Annotated in this window: 29 protein-coding genes; 14 read left to right on the top strand and 15 right to left on the bottom strand. The window is 54.4% G+C overall.

Features of this window, described 5'->3' with window-relative positions; all coding sequences use genetic code 11:
* Window positions 1-11 precede the first annotated feature (11 nt).
* The 9 genes from ptsN to FZF21_RS19365 all read right to left on the bottom strand — a co-directional run bounded on the left by ptsN (window position 12) and on the right by FZF21_RS19365 (window position 6762).
* Complete coding sequence (ptsN, locus tag FZF21_RS19405) at window positions 12-503, bottom strand: PTS IIA-like nitrogen regulatory protein PtsN (RefSeq protein ID WP_003861869.1); 492 nt, start codon at window positions 501-503, stop codon at window positions 12-14.
* Between the two features lie 82 nt (window positions 504-585).
* Entirely contained in the window at window positions 586-873 is a 288-nt protein-coding gene (gene hpf / locus FZF21_RS19400) for a ribosome hibernation promoting factor (protein ID WP_003861866.1), read from the bottom strand.
* Between the two features lie 22 nt (window positions 874-895).
* Window positions 896-2329: an RNA polymerase factor sigma-54 gene (gene rpoN, locus FZF21_RS19395; protein WP_045907663.1), complete on the bottom strand. Its 1434-nt coding sequence runs from the start codon at window positions 2327-2329 to the stop codon at window positions 896-898.
* A gap of 47 nt (window positions 2330-2376) precedes the next feature.
* Window positions 2377-3102: an LPS export ABC transporter ATP-binding protein gene (lptB, locus tag FZF21_RS19390; protein ID WP_023304493.1), complete on the bottom strand. Its 726-nt coding sequence runs from the start codon at window positions 3100-3102 to the stop codon at window positions 2377-2379.
* A 6-nt stretch (window positions 3103-3108) separates the two neighbouring features.
* Window positions 3109-3663, bottom strand: coding sequence for a lipopolysaccharide ABC transporter substrate-binding protein LptA (gene lptA / locus FZF21_RS19385; RefSeq protein WP_006812136.1), 555 nt, complete (start codon window positions 3661-3663; stop codon window positions 3109-3111).
* The gene (lptC, locus tag FZF21_RS19380) at window positions 3632-4207 is read right to left on the bottom strand and encodes an LPS export ABC transporter periplasmic protein LptC (protein ID WP_015571983.1); all 576 of its coding nucleotides are present in this window, start codon (window positions 4205-4207) and stop codon (window positions 3632-3634) included. Before lptC ends, lptA begins: the two co-directional genes overlap by 32 nt.
* Complete coding sequence (gene kdsC / locus FZF21_RS19375) at window positions 4204-4770, bottom strand: 3-deoxy-manno-octulosonate-8-phosphatase KdsC (protein WP_017693909.1); 567 nt, start codon at window positions 4768-4770, stop codon at window positions 4204-4206. The genes lptC and kdsC overlap by 4 nt, the downstream gene beginning before the upstream one ends.
* 14 nt (window positions 4771-4784) lie before the next feature.
* Window positions 4785-5771 (bottom strand): arabinose-5-phosphate isomerase KdsD, encoded by a 987-nt coding sequence (kdsD, locus tag FZF21_RS19370; protein ID WP_003861853.1) that lies wholly within the window; start codon window positions 5769-5771, stop codon window positions 4785-4787.
* 13 nt (window positions 5772-5784) lie between these two features.
* Window positions 5785-6762, bottom strand: coding sequence for a calcium/sodium antiporter (locus FZF21_RS19365; protein WP_003861852.1), 978 nt, complete (start codon window positions 6760-6762; stop codon window positions 5785-5787).
* 227 nt (window positions 6763-6989) lie between these two features.
* Between FZF21_RS19365 and mlaF the strand changes: the two genes are divergently transcribed.
* From mlaF to murA, 7 genes are all read left to right on the top strand, one after another.
* Window positions 6990-7802: a phospholipid ABC transporter ATP-binding protein MlaF gene (mlaF, locus tag FZF21_RS19360; protein ID WP_017382730.1), complete on the top strand. Its 813-nt coding sequence runs from the start codon at window positions 6990-6992 to the stop codon at window positions 7800-7802.
* 7 nt (window positions 7803-7809) lie between these two features.
* A complete protein-coding gene (mlaE, locus tag FZF21_RS19355; protein WP_003861848.1) occupies window positions 7810-8592 on the top strand; it encodes a lipid asymmetry maintenance ABC transporter permease subunit MlaE in 783 nt (260 codons plus the stop codon).
* A gap of 4 nt (window positions 8593-8596) precedes the next feature.
* Complete coding sequence (gene mlaD, locus FZF21_RS19350) at window positions 8597-9145, top strand: outer membrane lipid asymmetry maintenance protein MlaD (RefSeq protein ID WP_006812131.1); 549 nt, start codon at window positions 8597-8599, stop codon at window positions 9143-9145.
* Window positions 9146-9163: 18 nt separating this feature from the next.
* Window positions 9164-9799: a phospholipid-binding protein MlaC gene (mlaC, locus tag FZF21_RS19345; protein WP_003861845.1), complete on the top strand. Its 636-nt coding sequence runs from the start codon at window positions 9164-9166 to the stop codon at window positions 9797-9799.
* The gene (gene mlaB / locus FZF21_RS19340) at window positions 9799-10092 is read left to right on the top strand and encodes a lipid asymmetry maintenance protein MlaB (protein WP_003861843.1); all 294 of its coding nucleotides are present in this window, start codon (window positions 9799-9801) and stop codon (window positions 10090-10092) included. Before mlaC ends, mlaB begins: the two co-directional genes overlap by 1 nt.
* Before the next feature lie 126 nt (window positions 10093-10218).
* Window positions 10219-10473 carry a BolA family iron metabolism protein IbaG gene (gene ibaG / locus FZF21_RS19335; protein ID WP_003861840.1) on the top strand — a complete coding sequence of 85 codons (255 nt, stop codon included), beginning with the start codon at window positions 10219-10221 and terminating at the stop codon, window positions 10471-10473.
* A 50-nt stretch (window positions 10474-10523) separates the two neighbouring features.
* Complete coding sequence (gene murA / locus FZF21_RS19330) at window positions 10524-11783, top strand: UDP-N-acetylglucosamine 1-carboxyvinyltransferase (RefSeq protein WP_006812128.1); 1260 nt, start codon at window positions 10524-10526, stop codon at window positions 11781-11783.
* A 63-nt stretch (window positions 11784-11846) separates the two neighbouring features.
* Here murA and sfsB read toward each other — a convergent pair whose 3' ends face one another.
* Entirely contained in the window at window positions 11847-12134 is a 288-nt protein-coding gene (gene sfsB, locus FZF21_RS19325) for a DNA-binding transcriptional regulator SfsB (protein WP_149121168.1), read from the bottom strand.
* Window positions 12135-12363: 229 nt separating this feature from the next.
* On the bottom strand, window positions 12364-13335 hold the full coding sequence (gene ispB / locus FZF21_RS19320; protein WP_006812126.1) for an octaprenyl diphosphate synthase: 972 nt from the start codon (window positions 13333-13335) through the stop codon (window positions 12364-12366).
* 257 nt (window positions 13336-13592) lie between these two features.
* Here ispB and rplU point away from each other — a divergent pair, with 257 nt between their 5' ends.
* From rplU to cgtA, 4 genes are all read left to right on the top strand, one after another.
* Entirely contained in the window at window positions 13593-13904 is a 312-nt protein-coding gene (gene rplU / locus FZF21_RS19315; protein WP_003025032.1) for a 50S ribosomal protein L21, read from the top strand.
* 19 nt (window positions 13905-13923) lie between these two features.
* Window positions 13924-14181, top strand: a complete 258-nt coding sequence (gene rpmA / locus FZF21_RS19310) for a 50S ribosomal protein L27 (RefSeq protein WP_003861831.1) — start codon at window positions 13924-13926, stop codon at window positions 14179-14181.
* A gap of 95 nt (window positions 14182-14276) precedes the next feature.
* Complete coding sequence (locus FZF21_RS19305) at window positions 14277-15242, top strand: DMT family transporter (RefSeq protein ID WP_015571979.1); 966 nt, start codon at window positions 14277-14279, stop codon at window positions 15240-15242.
* 15 nt (window positions 15243-15257) lie between these two features.
* On the top strand, window positions 15258-16433 hold the full coding sequence (cgtA, locus tag FZF21_RS19300; RefSeq protein WP_003861823.1) for an Obg family GTPase CgtA: 1176 nt from the start codon (window positions 15258-15260) through the stop codon (window positions 16431-16433).
* A gap of 33 nt (window positions 16434-16466) precedes the next feature.
* Here cgtA and pmrB read toward each other — a convergent pair whose 3' ends face one another.
* From pmrB to dacB, 3 genes are read right to left on the bottom strand one after another with little or no spacing between them, the layout of a single operon-like run.
* Window positions 16467-17510 carry a two-component system sensor histidine kinase PmrB gene (gene pmrB, locus FZF21_RS19295; RefSeq protein WP_017693913.1) on the bottom strand — a complete coding sequence of 348 codons (1044 nt, stop codon included), beginning with the start codon at window positions 17508-17510 and terminating at the stop codon, window positions 16467-16469.
* Window positions 17507-18169 carry a two-component system response regulator PmrA gene (gene pmrA, locus FZF21_RS19290; protein ID WP_015571977.1) on the bottom strand — a complete coding sequence of 221 codons (663 nt, stop codon included), beginning with the start codon at window positions 18167-18169 and terminating at the stop codon, window positions 17507-17509. The genes pmrB and pmrA overlap by 4 nt, the downstream gene beginning before the upstream one ends.
* 2 nt (window positions 18170-18171) lie before the next feature.
* A complete protein-coding gene (gene dacB, locus FZF21_RS19285; protein WP_015571976.1) occupies window positions 18172-19605 on the bottom strand; it encodes a serine-type D-Ala-D-Ala carboxypeptidase in 1434 nt (477 codons plus the stop codon).
* Window positions 19606-19833: 228 nt separating this feature from the next.
* On the opposite strand from dacB, the gene greA reads away from it, so the two are divergent.
* Window positions 19834-20310, top strand: coding sequence for a transcription elongation factor GreA (greA, locus tag FZF21_RS19280; RefSeq protein ID WP_006812122.1), 477 nt, complete (start codon window positions 19834-19836; stop codon window positions 20308-20310).
* A 151-nt stretch (window positions 20311-20461) separates the two neighbouring features.
* Here greA and yhbY read toward each other — a convergent pair whose 3' ends face one another.
* Window positions 20462-20755 (bottom strand): ribosome assembly RNA-binding protein YhbY, encoded by a 294-nt coding sequence (yhbY, locus tag FZF21_RS19275; protein WP_003861814.1) that lies wholly within the window; start codon window positions 20753-20755, stop codon window positions 20462-20464.
* A 127-nt stretch (window positions 20756-20882) separates the two neighbouring features.
* On the opposite strand from yhbY, the gene rlmE reads away from it, so the two are divergent.
* Window positions 20883-21509 (top strand): 23S rRNA (uridine(2552)-2'-O)-methyltransferase RlmE, encoded by a 627-nt coding sequence (gene rlmE, locus FZF21_RS19270; RefSeq protein ID WP_003861812.1) that lies wholly within the window; start codon window positions 20883-20885, stop codon window positions 21507-21509.
* Between the two features lie 102 nt (window positions 21510-21611).
* Window positions 21612-23546, top strand: coding sequence for an ATP-dependent zinc metalloprotease FtsH (gene ftsH, locus FZF21_RS19265; protein WP_003861810.1), 1935 nt, complete (start codon window positions 21612-21614; stop codon window positions 23544-23546).
* The last annotated feature ends 31 nt before the right edge of the window (window positions 23547-23577 follow it).

Raw genomic sequence — 23577 nt, 5'->3', positions numbered from 1 at the left:
CCCTTTCCCGATTATGCCTCATCCTGATTGCCTTCTGCTTCAGTGATAATTTGATAAAGCTCTTCATCACTTTGGGCTGAGCGCAGTCGACGACAAATGGTTTTATCCGCCAGACGTTTGGCAACCAGCGACAGCGTGTGCAGGTGGGTTTTGGTCTGATCGGCAGGAACCAGCAGCGCGAAAAGCAGATCCACAGGCTGGTTATCGATGGCGTCAAAAGCGATAGGTGTTTCCAGTTGCACAAACACCCCCACGGCACGCAGCGTATCTTCTTCCAGCTTGCCATGCGGGATCGCAATGCCATTGCCGATGCCAGTACTGCCCATTTTTTCACGGGTCAGAATGGCTTCAAACACGATCTGCGGCGGCAGACCCAGCTGTTTTGCGGCCAGCTCACTGATGATTTCCAGCGCGCGTTTTTTGCTCTGGCAGTGAACGCCACTGCGGGTACAATCCTGGTTAAGGACATTGCTCAGTTGAAGAGCGGAATCGTTGTTTATCATAATTTCACCTAAGCGCTAACTGTACAAATGGCCTGTTGTGTTTCACAACAGGCCGTCCTGCACCCGTTAACTGCCCGGACAATTAGTGTTGTTTCAGTTTATCTTTATGTTTATTGAGCTGTCTCGCAAGCTTATCAATCAAGCCGTCGATAGCCGCGTACATGTCTTGCCCTTCCGCACTGGCATGGAGTTCCCCTCCGTTGACGTGCAGGGTCGCATCCGAGATATGCGTCACTTTCTCCACTTTCAACACAACATAGACCTGGTTGATCCTCTCGAAATACTGCTCGAGTTTCGCAAACTTAGTGTTTACAAAATCGCGTAAAGCCTCAGTAATCTCGACGTTATGTCCGGTGATATTGAGCTGCATAGTGTCTTCCTTATCGGTTGTGTCAAACCAATTGTTTACGCTGGTTAGACGGCGGAATGGATAAAGACTCTCGATACTTCGCGACAGTACGACGTGCCACCATAATACCCTGATCGGACAGCATGGTGGTTAACTTACTGTCACTGAGTGGCTTCGCGGGGTTCTCCGCGGCGATCAACTTCTTCACCAGTGCGCGAATAGCCGTTGACGAGGCTTCGCCGCCGCCTTCGGTGTTCACGTGGCTGGAGAAGAAATACTTAAGCTCAAAAATACCGCGTGGGCTGTGCAGATATTTCTGCGTGGTCACGCGGGAAATGGTTGATTCATGCATCTCGACGGCCTGGGCGATGTCTGCCAGCACCATCGGTTTCATAAACTCTTCGCCCTGCTCAAAGAACGCCTGCTGCTGTTCGACAATACAGCGGCTGACGCGCAGCAGCGTGTCATTACGGCTCTCCAGGCTCTTGATCAACCAGCGTGCTTCCTGAAGGTTGCTGCGAATGTATTGATTATCAGCGTCATTACGTGCGCTGGTGCACATGGAGGCGTATTGCTGGTTGATTTGCAGGCGAGGAATGCTGTCGGCGTTCAGTTCAACGACCCAGCGGCCATTGTGTTTTCTCACCAGCACATCGGGGATGACATATTCCGGTTCGCTGGTCTGGATCGACTGCCCCGGACGCGGATCGAGCGACTGGATCAGATTCACCGCTTCCTTCAGCACCTCTTCTTTCAGGCGTGTGACGCGCATCAGGGTGCGGAAGTCGTGATTCGCCAGCAGATCCAGATGATCGCTGATGATGAGCCGGGCTTCGTCAATCCACGGTGTCTCTTTGGCAAACTGCGAAAGCTGGATCAGAAGGCAGTCGCGCAGATCTTTCGCGGCGACACCTATCGGGTCGAAACGCTGAACGCGTTTCAGGACGGCTTCAATCTCTTCCAGTTCAATCTCGTCATTGCCGATGCTTTCCAGAATCTCGTTCAGCGTCACGGTCAAATAGCCCGTGTCGTCAACGGCATCGACAATCGAGGTGGCAATGGCGCGATCGGTATCGGAGAAAGGAGTCAGCTCTACCTGCCACATCAGGTAGTCCTGAAGCGACTGGGTGGTTTCGCCCTGGTAGACCGGGAGTTCATCGTCCTGGTAGTCTGCGCGCGTCCCGGAAGGGGTACCCGCGGTGTAGATTTCATCCCAGCTGGCATCCAGCGGCAGTTCGTCCGGCATCTCTTTCTGTTCGAGCGCATCTACGGAGTCGAGCGTTTCTGTGTCCTGCGTCTGCTGGGCGTCTACCTCGTCATGAAGATCGGTTTGCTCCAGCAGCGGATTGCTGTCCAGCGCCTGCTGGAGCTCCTGCTGGAGTTCTAACGTGGACAGCTGCAACAGACGGATTGCCTGCTGTAGCTGCGGCGTCATGGCCAGTTGCTGGCTGAGCCGTAATTGCAAACCTTGCTTCATGTTCAGAGCGTTTTTCTCCGGTTCGGCGTGACTTAACCTCTACCCTATCAGAGTCTGAAGTCTTCCCCAAGGTACACGCGCTTAACATGCTCATCTTCGAGGATTTGCTGCGGCGTACCGTGGGCAATCAGATGGCCCTGGCTCACTATGTAGGCGCGCTCACACACGGCCAGCGTTTCACGAACGTTGTGGTCCGTGATCAGTACGCCAAGCCCGCTGTCGCGCAGGTGCTCAATGATACGTTTGATATCGATAACGGAGATGGGGTCAACGCCCGCAAACGGTTCATCCAGCAGGATGAATTTTGGGTTTGCTGCCAGCGCGCGCGCAATCTCAACGCGGCGGCGTTCACCACCGGACAGCGCCTGGCCGAGGCTGTCACGCAGATGTTCGATATGAAACTCTTCCATCAGCTCGTTCGCACGGTCAGAGCGCTGCTCGCTGGTCAGATCGTCACGGATCTGGAGCACGGCCATCAGGTTGTCGAACACGCTTAAGCGGCGGAAAATAGACGCTTCCTGCGGCAAATAGCCGATGCCACGACGCGCGCGGGCATGCAGCGGCAGCAGGCTGATATCTTCATCATCGATGATGATGTTGCCGGCGTCACGCGGGACGATGCCCACCACCATGTAGAAGGTCGTGGTTTTACCCGCCCCGTTAGGGCCAAGCAAACCCACGATTTCGCCGGAGTTGACGGTCAGACTGACATCTTCGACGACGCGGCGGCCCTTATACGCTTTCGCGAGGTTTTTTGCAGTTAAAGTTGCCATAACGAATTAGTTACTCTTTTTCTGTGCCGGAGCCTGACCGTTGTTCTTGTCCTGCAACTGCGAAGGCACAAGCACGGTCGTGACGCGTTTGCCTTTTTCGCTGGAGGCCTGCATTTTCTGCTCTTTCACCAGATAGGTGATCTTGTCGCCTTTGATATTGCTGTCCAGCTGTTCCAGGTAAGCATTACCGGTCAGGATGACCAGATCCTTCGCCAGTTCATAGTGCATATGCGAGGCATGGCCTTTCACCGGCTTGCCGTTGTCCTGCATCTGGTAGAAGGTGGCCGGGTTGCCATAACCATCGATAATCTCTTTGCCCTGCTCGCCGCCCGGACGGGTAACGACCACTTTGTCGGCGTTGATTTTAATGGTGCCCTGGGTCATGACGACGTTGCCGGTAAAGGTGACGACGTTACCCTGCATATCCAGAGACTGGGTATCGGATTCAATATGAATCGGCTGTTCGGTGTCGCCAGTCACAGCAAGCGCGGGAAGACTGGCCGCCAGCAGCGCGCTGGCGATAACAACTTTAAGGCTGAGTTTGTTTGTTTTGAATTTCATAGGAGGTTCTAACCTTTTCAATCAGCTCGGCGTTTTTGCTGCGTAAGTTCCCGCGCATTCTTAAACCGCTGGAATTAAATGTTGTGCCATACAGGGTGACTAGATCCTGCGACGTGACATCCTGGGTGACCAGGTTGATCTGGGCGTTATCCGTCGTAATTTTTCGCAGTTGCGCGTCAGCGGTCAGGGCGTTGACTTCAACGTGACCATACAGGTAAAGCATACGGTCATTTGTCAGTTTTGCCCGGTCAGACTTGATAGACCACGTCGGCACTTTGTCCGTATCAAAGGTGGTCATGACCGGTTGGGTAAACCACGAGGTACCGTCATCTGAAAAATATTCTACATGCTGAGCAACGAGGCGATAGTTCAGCGCGCCTTCCGGGCTATAGACCACGGTGTCGCTGTGATCGCTTTTGTAGGTCGGGTCGCTCGTGTTAACCACTTCCGCTTGCGTATCATCGCGGTCAGCGAGGTTGACGCCAATCAGTACCAGGGCGACAAGCGCAAGCAGAATGATAACCCAACGTCTGGTTTTACTCATATCGATTGCCCTTTCGCCTCATCAAGCTTGCCCTGCGACAGCAGAAGCAGATCGCAGACTTCACGGACGGCGCCGCGGCCACCGTGAATATGGGTAACGTAATCAGCACGCGGGATCAGCAGCGGGTGCGCGTCAGCCACGGCGATGCTCAGACCCACCTCCGCCATCACTGGCCAGTCGATCAAATCATCCCCGACGTATGCCACATTCTCTGGTGCAATGGCCAGTTTTCCCAGCAGATCCCGGAAAGCTACCATCTTATCAGACTGCCCCTGATAGAGATGGGTAATGCCCAGCGTTTCACACCGATCTTCTACCAGTTTAGCTTTCCGCCCGGTGATGATAGCAACTTCAATACCGGACGTGAGCGCACAGCGGATACCGTAACCGTCGCGAACGTTAAAGGCTTTCAGCTCTTCGCCGTTATTGCCCATATAAATCAGACCGTCGGAGAGCACACCATCCACATCGAGGATCAGCAGGCGGATATTTTCCGCCTTTGCCATCATGTGGGCGCTCACCGGGCCATAACAGGTTGCAAGGGATGCACCCGCATTACTCATTGTCTTATCCTTCATTACACTACGCCAGCGCGCAGCAGATCATGCATATGTACCACACCCAGCAGTTGGTCGCCATCGGCAACCATCACTGAGGTAATATGACGGGACTGCATCAGGTTCAGCACATCTACCGCCAGCGTGCCCGGACGGACGCGGATCCCGCCTGGCGTCATCACATCAGCAATGCCCAGCGTTCGGACATCTACACCCATATCGAATACCCGGCGCAGGTCGCCGTCGGTGAAAATGCCCTGAATCTTCATCAGATCGTCGCAGATAACCGTCATGCCCAGGTTTTTACGGGTGATCTCCAGTAACGCGTCGCGCAAAGAGGCCTCTTTGCTCACGTGCGGGATCTCATCTCCGGTGTGCATAATATCGTTAACCCGCAGCAGCAGTTTGCGCCCGAGCGCGCCGCCGGGATGAGACAGGGCAAAATCTTCAGGCGTAAAACCGCGGGCTTCCAGCAGCGCAACGGCAAGGGCATCGCCCATCACCAGCGCGGCGGTTGTGCTGGAGGTCGGCGCCAGCCCCAGCGGACAGGCTTCTTTAGGCACTTTCACGCACAGGTGAATATCCGCCGCACGCGCCATGCTGCTTTCCGGTCGGCTGGTCATGCAAATCAGCGGTACGTGCAGACGCTTCAGTACCGGGATCAACGCCAGGATTTCATTCGATTCCCCGGAGTTGGACAGCGCAATAACCACGTCCTGCGGCGTAACCATGCCGAGGTCACCGTGCGCGGCTTCACCGGGATGAACGAAGAATGACGACGTGCCGGTACTGGCAAAGGTCGCCGCCATTTTGCGTCCGATATGGCCGGATTTGCCCATCCCCATCACCACGACTTTGCCGGCACAGTAGAACATCTTCTCACAGGCCAGACTAAAATCCTGATTAATGTACTGATCTAACTGCGCCAGACCTTCACGTTCAATCTCCAGAACGTCTTTGCCTGCTTTCTGAAAGTCAAAACCCGGCTGCAATTCTATTTGCGACATAATGCGTTTCCGTTTACCCAGAGAGAAGAGGCGAAAGCCAGTACAGCATCGCCAGCCATACGATAAATCCACCCGTCAGCAGCGCGCCTGCGCCTTTGCCGATCTGCTCTTTTCGCCGCCAGCAGAGCAGGGCGAAAATCACGCTGACCAGCAGCATCACACCGTAATCGCGCGTGAAAACCATAGGGTTAAACGGCCCCGGCGAGATTAGCGCCGGCAGCCCCGTCACGATTGCGATATTGAAAATATTCGAGCCGATGATATTGCCGATGGCGATATCATCTTCCCCTTTACGCGCCCCGGCGATGGCGGTGGCCAGCTCTGGCAGGCTGGTGCCGATGGCGATTACCGTCAGACCGATTGTCAGTTCGCTCATCGCAAACGCGTTCGCCAGCACCGTCGCGTTATCGACCACCATCCGCGTGGCCATTGGCATGATGATTAGCGCGACGCCCAACCACAGCAGGGCGACGGGTAAGGTTCCTTCCCGGGGCAGCTCGGCGAGATGCTCACGCGTGAGGCTATCGTTACCCTGTTTTTCCGCCAGACGTGCGATCTTCACGCTGTAAAGCAACCAGATCACGGCCAGGGCGAGCAGGAATATACCGTCACCGACGCTCAGCACCCCGTCATAAAGTACGTAGCCTGCCAGCAGACTGACGACTAACATTAACGGCAATTCCCGGCGCAAAACATCAGAATGCACGCGAAATGGATGCAATAATGCGGCTAAGCCTAAAATCAGTAAGATATTGACGATGTTAGAGCCAATCGCGGTGCCGATAGCGAGGTCGACCTGCCCATGCAGCGAGGCTGAAACAGAAACGATGATTTCAGGAAGCGATGTGCCTACACTGACCACCGTCATGCCGATAATGATGGGCGGCATGCCAATGAGTCGACAGAGAATGGATGCGGCAAAGACCAAACGGTCAGCACTGTAGACCACCAACAGTAAACCAATTATTAACAGTGCTGTTGCTAAAAGCATCAAAAGTCCTTTCTTCAGGTATACTCGCTGGTCCACTGCGCACGAATGTTGGCGCCAGAAGAAGTCTGAGACGTAACGAATTCCTAATTTTGACTTTATGCGCCGGAAAAGTAAAACAAATGCCAGCTTTCGCTAACCCCAATAGTGAATATTCTGTAAAAATGCGGGGTTTAGGGCTGATTTACGCTTCATGCCAGCCGTGAAGCAAGGTAAGTAAGGAACCATAAATGAGCCAAACGATGGCGAATATAGTCGATGTCCGGGGCGTCAGTTTTTCTCGCGGCAACCGGTTAATATTTGATGATATTTCGCTGACCGTGCCGCGCGGTAAAATCACCGCCATCATGGGGCCGTCAGGGATCGGTAAAACCACGTTGCTGCGTCTTATCGGCGGGCAAATCCCCCCTGACAGCGGCGAAATTCTCTTCGACGGCGAAAATGTCCCGGCGATGTCTCGCTCGCGCCTCTACACGGTTCGCAAACGGATGAGCATGCTCTTTCAGTCGGGCGCGCTGTTCACGGATATGAACGTTTTTGACAACGTGGCCTATCCGTTGCGTGAGCACACCCATCTTCCTCCTGAGCTGTTGCACAGTACGGTGATGATGAAGCTTGAAGCCGTGGGGCTGCGGGGGGCTGCGAAACTCATGCCGTCCGAACTCTCGGGTGGGATGGCGCGCCGCGCCGCGCTGGCGCGTGCTATTGCCCTGGAACCCGATTTAATCATGTTCGATGAACCGTTCGTCGGGCAGGACCCCATCACCATGGGCGTGCTGGTGAAGTTAATTTCGGAGCTGAACAGCGCCCTTGGCGTCACCTGCGTGGTGGTTTCCCACGACGTGCCGGAAGTGCTGAGTATCGCTGATTACGCCTATATTGTGGCTGACAAAAAGATCGTCGCCCACGGCAGCGCGCAGGCGTTGCAGGAGAATGGCGATCCGCGCGTGCGGCAGTTCCTGGACGGTATCGCAGATGGGCCGGTGCCTTTCCGCTATCCGGCGGGCGACTATCATGACGATTTACTCGGAATAGGGAGTTAAGCCACTCATGCTGTTAAATGCGTTGGCGGGTCTTGGACACCGTGGCCTAAAAACCATCAGTACGTTCGGGCGTGCCGGATTAATGTTGTTCAACGCGCTGGTCGGCAAACCGGAGTTCCGCAAGCATGCGCCGTTACTGGTACGGCAGCTTTATAACGTCGGCGTGCTGTCGATGCTTATCATCATCGTGTCGGGTCTGTTTATTGGCATGGTGCTGGGGTTGCAGGGGTATCTGGTGCTGACAACCTACAGCGCGGAAACCAGCCTTGGCATGCTGGTGGCGCTCTCGCTGCTGCGTGAACTCGGGCCGGTGGTTGCCGCGCTGCTGTTCGCCGGGCGTGCCGGGTCAGCGTTGACGGCGGAAATTGGCCTGATGCGCGCCACCGAGCAGCTCTCCAGTATGGAGATGATGGCAGTCGATCCGCTGCGCCGGGTAATCTCGCCGCGCTTCTGGGCCGGGGTTATCTCCTTGCCGTTACTGACTATCCTCTTTGTGGCGGTAGGTATCTGGGGAGGCGCGCTGGTTGGCGTTAACTGGAAAGGCATTGATGCCGGATTCTTCTGGTCTGCCATGCAGGACGCCATCGATCTGCGGATGGATCTGGTGAACTGTCTGATCAAGAGCGTGGTTTTCGCTGTGACGGTTACCTGGATTGCGTTGTTTAATGGTTACGATGCCATTCCGACGTCGGCGGGCATTAGCCGTGCAACGACGCGTACTGTCGTACATTCGTCGCTGGCCGTTTTAGGTCTGGATTTTGTGCTCACCGCACTGATGTTTGGGAATTGAGTTCATGCAAACGAGAAAAAATGAAATTTGGGTTGGCGTGTTTCTGCTTCTGGCGCTGCTGGCCGCGCTGTTCATCTGCCTGCGAGCGGCGGACATCACCTCTGTTCGCGCCGAGCCGACGTATCGTGTCTACGCGACTTTCGATAACATCGGCGGCCTGAAAGCGCGCTCACCGGTGCGTATTGGTGGCGTCGTTATCGGACGTGTCGCTGACATTACGCTTGATGAGAAAACCTATCTGCCGCGCGTCGCGATGGATATCGAAGAGCGCTATAACCACATTCCGGACACCAGCTCGCTTTCTATCCGCACCTCTGGCCTGCTGGGGGAGCAATATCTGGCCCTTAACGTTGGTTTTGAAGATCCTGAGCTGGGAACGACTATCCTTAAAGACGGTAGCGTAATCCAGGATACCAAGTCAGCGATGGTGCTGGAAGATATGATTGGTCAGTTCCTTTACAACAGTAAAGGGGATGATAAAAAGTCTGACGATGCCCCTGCGCAGAGTGAAGACCACACCAACGTCGAACCGACGCCAGGCGCGACGAATTAATTTCAGGAGAAGTTATTCATGTTTAAACGACTGTTAATGGTTGCCATGCTGGTCATTGCCCCTCTTACCGCGGCGCACGCTGCGGATCAGAGTAACCCGTACAAACTGATGAATGAGGCCGCGAAGAAAACCTTCGACCGTCTTAAAAACGAACAGCCAAAAATCCGTTCTAACCCGGATTATCTGCGTGATGTGGTGGATCAGGAACTGCTGCCGTATGTGCAGATCAAGTATGCGGGCGCACTGGTGCTGGGCCGTTACTACAAAGACGCGACCCCGGCGCAGCGCGAGGCTTACTTTGCGGCGTTCCGTGAATACCTGAAACAGGCTTACGGCCAGGCGCTGGCGATGTACCACGGGCAGACCTATCAGATTGCCCCTGAACAGCCGCTGGGCGATGCCACTATCATTCCTATTCGCGTGACGATTATCGATCCAAACGGTCGTCCACCGGTTCGTCTGGACTTCCAGTGGCGTAAAAACAGCCAGACCGGAAACTGGCAGGCGTACGACATGATCGCTGAAGGCGTCAGCATGATCACCACTAAACAGAACGAGTGGAGCGATCTGCTGCGCACTAAAGGCATCGATGGCCTGACGGCTCAGCTTCAGTCCATCTCTCGTCAGAAAATTACCCTGGACGAGAAGAAGTAATGTCACAGCAGCTTAGCTGGGCGCGTGACGGCGAGACGTTGACGCTGACGGGAGAGCTGGATCAGGATCTGCTTAACCCGCTGTGGGACGCTCGCCATAACGCGATGCAGGGCGTGACGCTGATTGATCTCCATGGCGTTACGCGGGTAGATACCGCCGGTATCGCCCTGCTGGCGCACCTGGTGGCCACGGGCAAAAAGCAGGGGAGCAGCGTTACCCTGACGGGGGTAAGCGATAACGTGATTACCCTTGCACAGCTTTACAATTTGCCCGAAGACGTATTACCTCGCTAATTTTTTCAGTACGTTACTTCTGAAAGCCCCGACAGTTTACGCGTCGGGGCTTTTTGCTTGTTTAAGACCGCGCCACTTTGCTCTAAGATGTTGAGCTTGTTTTCACTATCAGATGATGTAGACCCCATGGAAAATAATGAAATCCAGACTGTGCTGATGAATGCACTCTCCCTTCAGGAAGCCCACGTCTCTGGCGATGGCAGTCACTTCCAGGTTATTGCTGTGGGTGAGATGTTCGACGGAATGAGTCGCGTGAAGAAACAGCAGGCTGTGTACGCGCCGCTGATGGAATACATTGCGGATAACCGCATCCACGCCCTGTCGATTAAAGCGTTCACCCCACAGGAGTGGGCACGCGATCGCAAACTAAACGGTTTTTGAGCTGAGGGCGAAACGCCCGCAGCACGGTTGAATTTATAAGAGAGCAAACGATGGATAAATTTCGTGTACAGGGACCCACGCGTCTCCAGGGCGAAGTCACAATTTCTGGCGCTAAAAACGCCGCGCTGCCCATTCTTTTCGCTGCGCTGCTCGCAGAAGAGCCGGTAGAGATCCAGAACGTACCGAAGCTGAAAGATATCGACACGACCATGAAGTTGCTCGGCCAGTTGGGCACCAAAGTGGAGCGTAACGGTTCCGTCTGGATCGATGCCAGCAACGTGAACAACTTCTCAGCGCCGTATGAGCTGGTGAAAACCATGCGTGCTTCCATCTGGGCGCTTGGTCCGCTGGTGGCGCGTTTCGGTCAGGGACAGGTTTCACTGCCGGGCGGATGCGCTATCGGCGCGCGTCCCGTTGACCTGCATATCTTCGGCCTGGAAAAACTCGGCGCAGAGATCAAGCTGGAAGAGGGTTACGTTAAAGCGTCCGTCAATGGTCGTCTGAAAGGCGCGCACATTGTCATGGACAAAGTGAGCGTGGGCGCAACGGTCACCATCATGTCGGCTGCTACGCTGGCAGAAGGCACTACCATCATCGAAAACGCCGCCCGTGAGCCGGAGATCGTGGATACCGCGAACTTCCTGGTCGCGCTGGGGGCGAAGATCAGCGGGCAGGGCACAGACCGTATCACCATCGAAGGCGTTGAACGTCTGGGTGGCGGTGTGTATCGCGTACTGCCAGACCGTATCGAAACCGGTACTTTCCTGGTGGCCGCGGCCATTTCTGGCGGTAAGATTGTCTGCCGTAACGCCCAGCCGGATACCCTGGATGCGGTGCTGGCGAAACTGCGCGATGCGGGTGCGGACATTGAAATCGGTGAAGACTGGATCAGCCTCGATATGCACGGGCAGCGTCCTAAAGCCGTTAACGTGCGTACTGCGCCACATCCGGCATTCCCGACGGATATGCAGGCACAGTTCACGCTGTTGAACCTGGTGGCCGAAGGCACGGGCTTCATCACGGAAACCATCTTCGAAAACCGTTTCATGCACGTACCGGAACTGATCCGTATGGGTGCGCATGCTGAGATTGAAAGCAACACGGTAATTTGCCACGGCGTTGAAAAATTGTCCGGTGCGCAGGTGATGGCGACCGATCTGCGCGCGTCTGCGAGCCTCGTGCTGGCAGGTTGTATTGCGGAAGGGACTACAGTTGTCGATCGTATCTACCACATCGATCGTGGTTACGAGCGTATTGAGGACAAACTGCGCGCGCTGGGTGCAAATATCGAGCGTGTGAAGGGCGAGTAATCGTTCCGGCACCCCCCTGCCAGAACAGGCCGGGGGATTGCTGTTCCTGTCAATCCTGGTGCATCAGTCCTGATGCGCTTTCTTCGTTTTGCTCTGGCGCATCATGCGCGTTCTGTCGATAAATTCATGGGTAATGGGATCGTGGTAGCGTGACGGCCATATCACCCACGGATGCGTATCCAGCGCCGTCGCGATAATCAGTTCCCCCTTCGGCCATGGGCGGGTCAGGGCGTTTGCCAGCGTCGACGAGCTTAGCCCATGACGACGTGATTCGGCAGCCTGCGATGTGCCTTTTTTACGCAGTGCCGCAATAATGTCAGCAGAATGCCAGTCGATGAATTTTGTATCCATAATGCTGTCCTTGTGTTCGTTATCGTCCACGTCGTTTCGTGTGAAAAGACAGCATTACTATACTCACTTCGAACATGTGTTCTAAAAAGTTCATGTTACGAGAAGCAATATTCAGAATAAGGCACGGCTTTATACATGCGGCCTGTAACCCGATGGGCTTACGCGGAAATGTAATTTATTGGTGTGTACTGGAATCTCCCTGCGTGGGCGCAGGGAGATGAGGAGGGGATTATCGGTCGCGCTGGACGGCGATGTGCGCGAGGCCGATTAGCGCATCACGCCATGGGCTGTCGGGAATGACCTGAATGGCGGCGATGGCTTTGTCCGCTTCTTCTTCAGCGCGCTGACGCGTCCATTCCAGGGAGCCGCAGATAGCCATTGTTTCCAGTACCGGTTCCAGAAGATGGCGTCCATTTCCCTGCTCGATAGCCTCCCGGATCATTTTCGCCTGCTCTGGTGTGCCATTGCGCATCGCGTGGAGCAGCGGCAGCGTTGGCTTGCCTTCGTTCAGGTCATCGCCGACGTTTTTACCGAGCGTTTCGCCATCCGCGCTGTAGTCCAGCAAATCATCAATCAGCTGGAACGCGGTGCCGAGGTAACGGCCATAGTCCTGAAGGCCCTTTTCCTGAGCTTCGCTACAGCCTGCCAGAATGCCGGAGCATTGCGCGGCGGCTTCGAACAGACGTGCGGTCTTGCTGTAAATCACCCGCATATAGTTTTCTTCGGTGATGTCCGGGTCGTTGACGTTCATCAGCTGTAGGACTTCACCTTCAGCGATAACGTTCACGGCTTCTGACATCACTTCCAGCACCTTCAGCGAGCCAAGGCTGGTCATCATCTGGAAGGCGCGGGTATAGATAAAATCGCCTACCAGAACGCTTGCCGCATTACCAAACGCGGCGTTGGCGGTGGCTTTTCCACGACGCATGTCTGATTCATCCACAACATCGTCGTGAAGCAGGGTGGCGGTGTGGATAAATTCGATCAGCGCCGCGATCGTGACGTGGGCATTTCCCTGATAGCCAACCGCGCGTGCGGCCAGAATGGCAATCATCGGACGAATACGTTTACCGCCGCCGCTGACGATGTAATAGCCCAACTGATTGATCAGCTGAACGTCAGAGTTGAGTTGCTCCAGGATTGCTGCATTCACACCCGCCATATCTTGCGCGGTTAACTCATTGATTTTTTCTAAATTCATCGCAAAAGCCGGGCTTTTTATCCTGTTTATCCCACACGAGATGGGTACACAAAGGGTTTCGGTTTATAAATAGTATTGCTGATTGTACTGAAAAAACGGCTCAGATAAACGTTACCGTACGTGTTGTGTTTTTTTTCTTCATGTATTGATGGTAGCACTTGTCAAAGGCTCGCGTTTTGCGTAATATTCGCGCCCTATTGTGAATATTTATAGCGCACTCTGAATCATACGAGGATGTGCGCGGAAGCGGAGTTTATATGTACGCGGTTTTCCAAAGTGGTGGTAAACAACACCGAGTAAGCGAAGGTCAGACCGTTCGCCTGGAAAAGCTGGACATCGCAACTGGCGAATCTGTTGAGTTCGCTGAAGTTCTGATGATCGCAAACGGTGAAGAAGTCAAAATCGGCGTTCCTTTCGTTGATGGCGGCGTTATCAAAGCTGAAGTTGTTGCTCACGGTCGTGGCGAGAAAGTTAAAATCGTTAAGTTTCGTCGTCGTAAACACTATCGTAAGCAGCAGGGCCACCGTCAGTGGTTCACTGATGTGAAAATTACTGGCATCAGCGCCTAAGACCTGAGGAGAGATTTAAATGGCACATAAAAAGGCTGGCGGCTCCACACGTAACGGTCGCGATTCAGAAGCTAAACGCCTGGGCGTTAAGCGTTTCGGTGGCGAATCCGTTCTGGCGGGTAGCATCATCGTTCGTCAGCGTGGCACCAAGTTCCACGCGGGTACCAACGTAGGTTGCGGTCGTGACCACACTCTGTTTGCTAAAGCAGACGGTAAAGTGAAATTTGAAGTTAAAGGCCCGAACAACCGTAAATACATCAGCATCGTTGCTGAGTAAGGTTTTCTCGGTCCGGTAACGGATTAAAGCCCCGCAACGTGTTGCGGGGCTTTTTACATTGGAAACCCGGAAAATTTTCTGTAGGGAAAACGGGCATGAAGCAGCAGGCCGGCATGGGTATTCTTTTGGCGCTCACTACCGCAATGTGCTGGGGTGCGCTGCCAATTGCAATGAAGCAGGTACTGGAAGTCATGGAGCCACCGACGGTGGTGTTTTATCGCTTCCTGATGGCAAGCATAGGCCTGGGCGCCATTCTGGCCGTCAAAGGTAAGCTGCCACCGCTGCGCATCTTCCGAAAACCGCGTTGGCTGGTGTTACTGGCTATCGCGACGGGCGGTCTGTTCGGTAACTTTATTCTGTTCAGCTCTTCCCTGCAATATCTTAGCCCTACAGCGTCGCAGGTGATTGGTCAGCTTTCACCGGTCGGCATGATGGTCGCCAGCGTATTCATCCTCAAGGAGAAGATGCGCGGCACGCAGATCATCGGGGCAAGCATGCTGCTTTGCGGGCTGGTGATGTTCTTTAACACCAGCCTGATTGAGATTTTTACCCGCCTGACGGATTACACCTGGGGTGTCATTTTTGGGGTGGGTGCAGCAACGGTCTGGGTGAGTTATGGCGTCGCGCAAAAGGTGTTATTGCGCCGTCTTGCCTCACAGCAGATCCTCTTTTTGCTGTACACTTTGTGTACACTGGCATTATTGCCTTTAGCGAAGCCGGGTGTAATTACCCAGCTCAGCGACTGGCAACTGGCGTGCCTCATTTTTTGTGGGCTGAATACGCTGGTCGGTTATGGCGCGCTGGCTGAAGCCATGGCGCGCTGGCAGGCAGCACAGGTGAGCGCCTTAATCACGCTTACCCCGCTGTTTACGCTGTTATTTTCAGATTTGTTATCAATGGCCTGGCCCGATGTCTTCGTCAAGCCGATGCTCAACCTGTTGGGTTATCTCGGTGCGTTTGTCGTGGTTGCGGGCGCGATGTATTCCGCCATTGGTCATCGTCTCTGGGGGCGTTGGCGCAAAAATGAAGCGGTTGTAATAGTCCCCCGCTCAGGCGAATGAGTTACGGAGAGTAAAATGAAGTTTGTTGATGAAGCGACGATTCTGGTCGTGGCAGGTGATGGCGGTAACGGTTGTGTAAGCTTCCGCCGTGAAAAATATATTCCTCGTGGCGGTCCTGACGGCGGTGACGGTGGGGACGGTGGCGACGTGTGGCTGGAGGCGGATGAAAACCTCAACACGCTAATCGACTACCGTTTCGAAAAATCTTTCCGCGCCGAGCGTGGCCAGAACGGCCAGAGCCGCGACTGTACCGGTAAACGCGGTAAAGACGTGACGATCAAAGTGCCGGTGGGTACGCGTGTCATCGATCAGGGCACGGGCGAAACCATGGGTGATATGACCAAACACGGTCAGCGCCTGATGGTGGCGAAAGGCGGCTGGCATGGTCTGGGTAACAGCCGTTTCAAATCTTCCGTTAACCGTACCCCGCGTCAGAAAACCATGGGTACCCCGGGTGATAAGCGCGACCTGCAACTGGAACTGATGCTGCTGGCGGATGTGGGGATGCTGGGTATGCCAAACGCCGGTAAATCGACGTTTATCCGTGCGGTCTCTGCGGCGAAACCCAAAGTAGCGGATTATCCGTTTACGACGCTGGTGCCGAGCCTGGGCGTTGTCCGTATGGATAACGAGAAGAGCTTTGTGGTCGCTGACATCCCGGGTCTGATTGAAGGGGCAGCAGAAGGCGCCGGTCTGGGTATTCGCTTCCTGAAGCACCTTGAGCGTTGTCGCGTACTGTTGCACCTCATCGACATCGATCCAATCGACGGTTCCGATCCGGTTGAAAACGCCCGTATCATTATTGGCGAGCTGGAGAAATACAGTGAAAAACTGGCGCAAAAACCGCGCTGGCTGGTATTCAACAAGATCGACCTGATGGACAAAGCGGAAGCTGAAGCGAAAGCTAAAGCGATTGCCGAAGCGATGGGTTGGGAAGATAAGTACTATCTGATCTCTGCCGCCAGCCAGGTTGGCGTGAAAGATCTCTGCTGGGATGTGATGACCTTTATCATCGAGAATCCGGTTGTTCAGGCAGAAGAGGCGAAACAGCCTGAAAAAGTCGAATTCATGTGGGATGACTACCACCGCCAGCAGCTCGAAGAGCTGGAAGCGGAAGAAGATGATGAAGACTGGGACGATGACTGGGATGAAGACGACGAAGAAGGCGTCGAGTTCATCTACAAGCACTAACCCCTGTATAAAGCCCCTTAACGGGGCTTTTTTTTATCCTATTTTCGCCGGTAACCAACAGCTGGCGATGAGGCCGCCCTCAGCGCCGTTCTCCAGCGTTAAATGGCCATGATGGAGTTGTACGATACGCTGTACGATGCTCAGCCCAAGGCCGCTGCCGCCGTAGCGCTGGTCGAGACGTCGGAAAGGTTCGGTGATCGACTGGCGGTGCGCCTCATCAATACCCGGCCCCTGATCGGTAACGCTCACCCGGGTACCGCCCTCCGTCGCTGTTAATGCCACTTCAATGGTTGTGCCTGCCGGGCTGTAGCGGGCGGCATTCTCCAGAAGGTTCCTTAGCATCAGACGTAACAGGACGGCGTCCCCCTGAACCGTCAGCACGCTGTGGGCCGGCCATATTACCGTATGCTCTTTGGCTTCATGCTCCAGGCTGAGCGGAGCAATGATCGTCTCTGTCCAGTTCACGGTATCGTAATGGCCGCTGGCCATCGCCTGTCCGGCACGCGCCAGCATCAGCAGCTGTTCCACCGTGTGCATCAACTGATCGATACGGCTTATCAGTGGCGTGGCCTGCGGGGAACCGGACTGAGCCATCAGTTCCAGATGGAGCCTGATCCCCGCAAGCGGCGTACGTAACTCGTGTGCCGCATCGGCGGTAAACAGGCGTTCCTGTTGAATAGTGTGGTCCAGCCGGGCGAGGAGTTGATTGAGCGACGTGGTCACAGCGCCTATCTCTTCCATATCGGAATACATCGGCAGGGGAGTCAGATTATCCGCCGAACGGTTCGCAAGGCTGGCGCGAAGTTTGTTGAGTGGTCGGGTGATCCAGGTGACGGCCCAAAATGAGAAGAGCAGGGTAAAACCGACCATCACCAGAGAAGGGACCAGCAGAGAGGCAATGGCTTCGCGGATCTCTTTTTCGACATGGTTGTTGCGCGCTTTGGCGGACAATGTTTCGTTCACCAGAAAACCGATCTGCTCGCGGCTCTCATGCCACAGCCAGACTACGCTAATGAGTTGAAAAAATAGCAGAATAACCGCCAGCAACACCATTAATCGCCGGCGCATACTGTTCATTTCTGGCTCTCCAGACGGTAACCCACGCCGCGTACGGTTTTGATGCGATCTTTACCGAGCTTGCGCCGCAGATTATGAATGTGAACTTCAAGCGTGTTTGATCCTGGATCGTCCTGCCAGGAGTAGATGTCCTGTTGCAGCGTTTCACGGTGCACGGTCTGCCCGCTGCGCATGATCAGGCGCGTCAGCAGAGCGAACTCTTTTGGCGTCACTTCCACAGGCTGAGACTGGCGCAGCACCTGCTGAGTTTGCAGATTGAGGGTGATATCTCCGTCCGTCAGCAGGTTGTCGCTGTGGCCCTGATAGCGGCGGATCAACGCCCGTACGCGAGCCTGTAGCTCGGCAAGGGCGAAGGGTTTTACCAGATAATCGTCAGCGCCAGAATCCAGCCCGTTAATTCTGTCTTCAATGGCATCGCGGGCGGTGAGAATCAAGACGGGATTCTCAACCCCGCGACGACGCCACTGGCAGAGCAGCGTCGCGCCGTCTTTATCCGGCAGCCCTAAATCCAGGATCACGAGGCTGTATTCACCGCTCTGGATCAGGGCATCAGCTTCAGCGGCCGTGGTGGCACAATCCAGGGCGTAGCCTTCATTCCCCAGCGCCAGCGCTAACCCTTCCTGCAATAACAGATCGTCTTCAACTATCAGTAGTTTCATCGCTAGTTATTCTGGTAGATGTCCTTATAGAGCCTGCTTTCGAAACGCACCAGTGGAATACGGCGATTGCGCTGGTCAGCCGGTTCGACGGCATAGCCGGAAAGATACTGCACAAATGCCATGCGTTGTCCGCTGGCGGTAGTGATAAAACCGGCAAGGTTGTAAACGCCTTGCAGGGAACCCGTTTTGGCTGACACTTTGCCATCCACGCCCGCAGCGTGAAGGCCCGCGCGGTACTGAAGAGAGCCGTCGTGTCCGGCAAGCGGCAGCATCGTAATAAAGTTTAGCTCAGCGTCATGCTGAGCAATGTACTGCAACACCTGCATCATGGTGGCCGGCGAGATCAGGTTATGACGCGATAAACCGGAACCATCAACGGCGATCGTATTGCCCAGATCGATACCCGCCTGCTGGCGCAGGATCTGACGTACGGCATCAGAACCGGCCCGCCAGGTGCCCGGCACACCAAATCGCGCGTGCCCAATCATGCGGAACACCGTGTCGGCAATCATGTTATCCGACTTTTTCAGCATAATCTTAAGCAAATCATGCAGTGGCGCGGACTGTTTGCTGGCGATCACCGTGCCTGGCTCATTCACCTGCGTCTGGCGCAGCAGCGTTCCGGTGTAGGTTATGCCCGCCTGCTTCAGTTCATCTTTAAAAATGGCACCGGCATAGCCCGCGCCATCCTGAATGGCGAAGGCCAGCGGGAGGGGATCGGACCGCTGGGTCAGGCAGCCGGTGAGCGTATAGCGATTGAGATCGCCCGGTACCACGTCCAGCTCGCAATACTGCGCCTCCGGGGAGCCTTTCGCCAGCGTCCGCACCTGGCTGAACATCGTGACCGGGTAGTATGAGGCCACGCGGATAAAAGCTAAGTCATTTGGTTTTGGCGCGCTGTAAAGCGATACGGAGAAGCAGTTACGGTCAACGATGGCGGCGGCTGGCGGGGCGCTAAAGCACTGCGTCATGTCGTTCCACGGCCAGCCAGGCGCTTTATCGTGGCTGGCGAAAATGGAGGTGTCGATCAGCACGTTGCCATCAATTTTTGTTACGCCGGATTTTTTCAGTACCGCCACCATATTGCGGACATCCTGGCGCTTAAAGGTGGGATCGCCACCAAAACGGGCGATAAGATCGCCTTTCAGTTCGCCACCCTCAACGTTACCTCTGGTTTCAAGGGTGGTAGTAAAACGGAAGTCAGGCCCGAGCTGGAGCAGGGCGGCGAGGGCAGTGATCACCTTCTGGGTACTGGCAGGCAGCGCCATCTGTTGACTGTGATAGTCAATCTCGGGAGCCTGCGCGCCAACCTTCTGCACCATCAGGGCAAGGTTCGCGCCGGCGGGCAGTTGATTAATGTACTCATCAACATTCGCGGCCTGAACGGTGAACGTTATACTGGTAGTCAATCCGATGATAAAACTGGAAAATCGCATAATCTCGCGCTAACAACCCGAAAACAAACCGTCATACTACGGTGCATGGCACTGTAAAGTAAACGATGACCCATAGTGAACTTCGCGGTAAAATACGTATCAAATTGAAAAATTGCTGCTGACCTGGGGCGTTGCTCCCGGGTCGGTTTTCTTTTTGCTTCTGGCCTGTTCAGGTGGGCTGGAGCAGGGAACACTGCTCCCAACAGGAATGTTTAAGAGGTATAACAAATGCAAGCTATTCCGATGACCTTACGTGGTGCCGAAAAACTGCGCGAAGAGCTGGATTTTCTCAAATCCGTGCGTCGCCCTGAAATCATCGCCGCTATCGCGGAAGCGCGTGAGCATGGCGACCTGAAAGAGAATGCTGAATACCACGCGGCGCGTGAGCAGCAGGGTTTCTGTGAGGGGCGCATTAAAGATATCGAGGCGAAACTGTCTAACGCGCAGGTTATCGATATCACCAAAATGCCAAATAATGGCCGTGTGATCTTCGGTTCTACCGTCAGCGTCCTGAATCTGGACAACGACGAAGAGCAGACCTATCGCATCGTGGGTGATGATGAAGCGGACTTCAAACAGAACCTGATTTCGGTGAACTCGCCGATTGCTCGTGGCCTGATTGGCAAAGAGCAGGACGATGTGGTCACCATCCGCACCCCTGGTGGTGAAGTGGAATACGAAATTATTAAGGTTGAATACCTGTAATTCGCTTCTCTACTAAGATGTTGATACATTGTAAAGAAAAGAAAAAGGCCGCATAGCGGCCTTTTATCAACTCAAGGAGCATGGCATTTTGCTCGCCTGCTGAAAGAAATCCCTCGTTTCACACAGAAAATGTGTTCGATTCAGGATATCCTTAACGTGGCAGCGAGATTTTGCGCTCTTTAGATGGGCGATAGAGCACCAGCGTTTTACCGATGACCTGTACATTACAGGCGCCGGTTTCGCGCACGATGGCTTCCACGATCAGGTTTTTAGTGTCTCTGTCTTCAGAGGCGATTTTCACCTTGATCAGCTCGTGGTGTTCCAGCGCTTGTTCAATCTCGGCAAGCACCCCTTCGGTCAAACCATTGTTGCCAAGCATCACTACAGGCTTGAGCGGATGTGCCAGACCTTTAAGGTGCTGTTTTTGTTTAGTACTCAGATTCATCGTATATTTTTGCTTACGTTGGGATTGAAAACGGTTCATTCTACCGCCATCTCCCTAATATCGCCAAATAGCTGCGTAGAAATTTACGTCACAGGCAAGCAACGATGAACCAGGACGGAAATGTTAAATGACAGGTAAAAAGCGTTCTGCCAGTTCCAGCCGCTGGCTTCAGGAACACTTTAGCGATAAATATGTTCAACAGGCGCAGAAAAAGGGGTTGCGTTCCCGCGCCTGGTTTAAACTTGATGAAATACAGCAAAGTGACAAACTTTTTAAACCGGGAATGACGGTGGTCGACCTCGGTGCGGCACCTGGCGGATGGTCCCAGTATGCGGTTACGCAGATCGGCGGAACGGGCCGAATCATCGCATGCGATCTTTTACCAATGGATCCCATCGTCGGTGTCGACTTCCTTCAGGGCGACTTTCGTGATGAATTAGTGCTTAAAGCACTACTTGATCGTGTAGGTGACAGTAAGGTCCAGGTTGTCATGTCGGATATGGCGCCAAATATGTGTGGAACACCGGCGGTGGATATCCCCCGCGCCATGTATCTGGTGGAACTAGCGTTAGAAATGTGTCGTGATGTACTAGCGCCTGGTGGTAGTTTTGTTGTGAAGGTGTTTCAGGGCGAAGGTTTCGAGGAGTATCTTAAGGAAATTCGCTCCCTGTTTGCGAAGGTCAAAGTTCGTAAGCCGGACTCTTCCCGGGCCCGTTCCCGTGAAGTGTATATTGTAGCGACCGGGCGAAAATGATAACCGGTAGATTTCAGGCGAAAGTTTGAATGAAACTGGATATAGAGTATCCTGACGCTGTTTTTAACACAGTTGTAATATGAGGTTAATCCCTTGAGTGACATGGCGAAAAACCTAATACTCTGGCTGGTCATTGCCGTTGTGCTGATGTCAGTATTCCAGAGCTTTGGGCCCAGCGAGTCGAATGGCCGCAAGGTGGATTATTCTACCTTCCTGCAAGAGGTCAATCAGGACCAGGTTCGCGAAGCGCGTATCAACGGACGTGAGATCAACGTTACCAAGAAAGATAGTAACCGTTACACGACTTACATCCCGGTGAACGATCCTAAGCTGCTTGATAACCTTCTGACCAAAAACGTCAAAGTGGTAGGCGAGCCGCCGGAAGAACCAAGCCTGCTGGCTTCTATCTTCATTTCCTGGTTCCCGATGCTGCTTCTTATCGGCGTCTGGATCTTCTTTATGCGCCAGATGCAGGGCGGTGGTGGCAAAGGTGCCATGTCGTTCGGTAAGAGCAAGGCGCGTATGCTGACGGAAGACCAGATCAAGACCACGTTTGCTGACGTAGCAGGTTGTGACGAAGCAAAAGAAGAGGTGGGTGAACTGGTTGAATACCTGCGCGAGCCGAGCCGTTTCCAGAAACTGGGCGGTAAGATCCCGAAAGGCGTCCTGATGGTCGGCCCTCCGGGTACCGGTAAAACCCTGCTGGCAAAAGCCATCGCGGGTGAAGCGAAGGTGCCGTTCTTTACTATTTCAGGTTCTGACTTCGTTGAAATGTTCGTGGGTGTCGGTGCATCTCGTGTGCGTGACATGTTCGAGCAGGCTAAGAAGGCAGCACCGTGCATCATCTTCATCGATGAAATCGACGCCGTAGGCCGCCAGCGTGGCGCAGGCCTGGGTGGTGGTCACGATGAACGTGAGCAGACGCTGAACCAGATGCTGGTTGAGATGGACGGCTTCGAAGGTAACGAAGGTATTATCGTTATCGCGGCAACTAACCGTCCGGACGTACTCGACCCTGCGCTGCTGCGTCCAGGCCGTTTTGACCGTCAGGTTGTGGTCGGTCTGCCGGATGTTCGCGGTCGTGAACAGATTCTGAAAGTGCATATGCGTCGCGTACCGCTGGCGCCAGATATCGACGCGGCAATCATCGCGCGTGGTACTCCAGGCTTCTCCGGTGCGGATCTGGCTAACCTGGTCAACGAGGCAGCACTGTTTGCCGCTCGCGGTAACAAGCGCGTGGTGTCCATGGTGGAATTCGAGAAAGCGAAAGACAAAATCATGATGGGTGCGGAACGTCGCTCCATGGTGATGACGGAAGCGCAGAAAGAGTCCACGGCATATCACGAAGCGGGCCACGCGATTATCGGTCGTCTGGTGCCGGAACACGATCCCGTACACAAGGTGACGATTATTCCGCGCGGTCGTGCGCTGGGTGTGACCTTCTTCCTGCCTGAAGGCGACGCGATCAGCGCCAGCCGTCAGAAGCTGGAAAGCCAGATTTCAACCCTGTACGGCGGTCGTCTGGCTGAAGAGATTATCTACGGTGCGGAACATGTTTCCACCGGTGCGTCGAACGATATTAAAGTGGCGACAAACCTGGCGCGTAACATGGTGACTCAGTGGGGCTTCTCCGACAAACTCGGTCCGCTGCTGTATGCAGAGGAAGAGGGCGAAGTATTCCTGGGCCGCTCTGTGGCAAAAGCGAAACATATGTCCGATGAAACGGCACGTATCATCGACCAGGAAGTGAAAGCGCTGATTGAACGTAACTACGCTCGCGCCCGTCAGATCCTGAACGACAATATGGACATCCTGCATTCGATGAAAGATGCGCTCATGAAATATGAGACCATCGATGCACCGCAGATTGACGACCTGATGGCGCGCCGCGAAGTGCGTCCGCCGGCAGGCTGGGAAGACCCAGGCGCGTCTAACAATTCTGACAACAATGGCACCCCGCGTGCGCCGCGTCCGGTCGATGAACCGCGTACGCCAAACCCGGGCAACACCATGTCAGAACAGTTGGGCGACAAGTAAGTCACTGCTGTTGAAGCGTTTGTCTGTATCT

This window comes from Enterobacter sp. LU1 (assembly GCF_008271405.2).
Taxonomy (GTDB): Bacteria; Pseudomonadota; Gammaproteobacteria; order Enterobacterales; family Enterobacteriaceae; genus Enterobacter; species Enterobacter hormaechei_C.
Note: the sequence above shows the minus strand (reverse complement) of the source record. Positions and strands in the feature narration are given on the sequence as shown.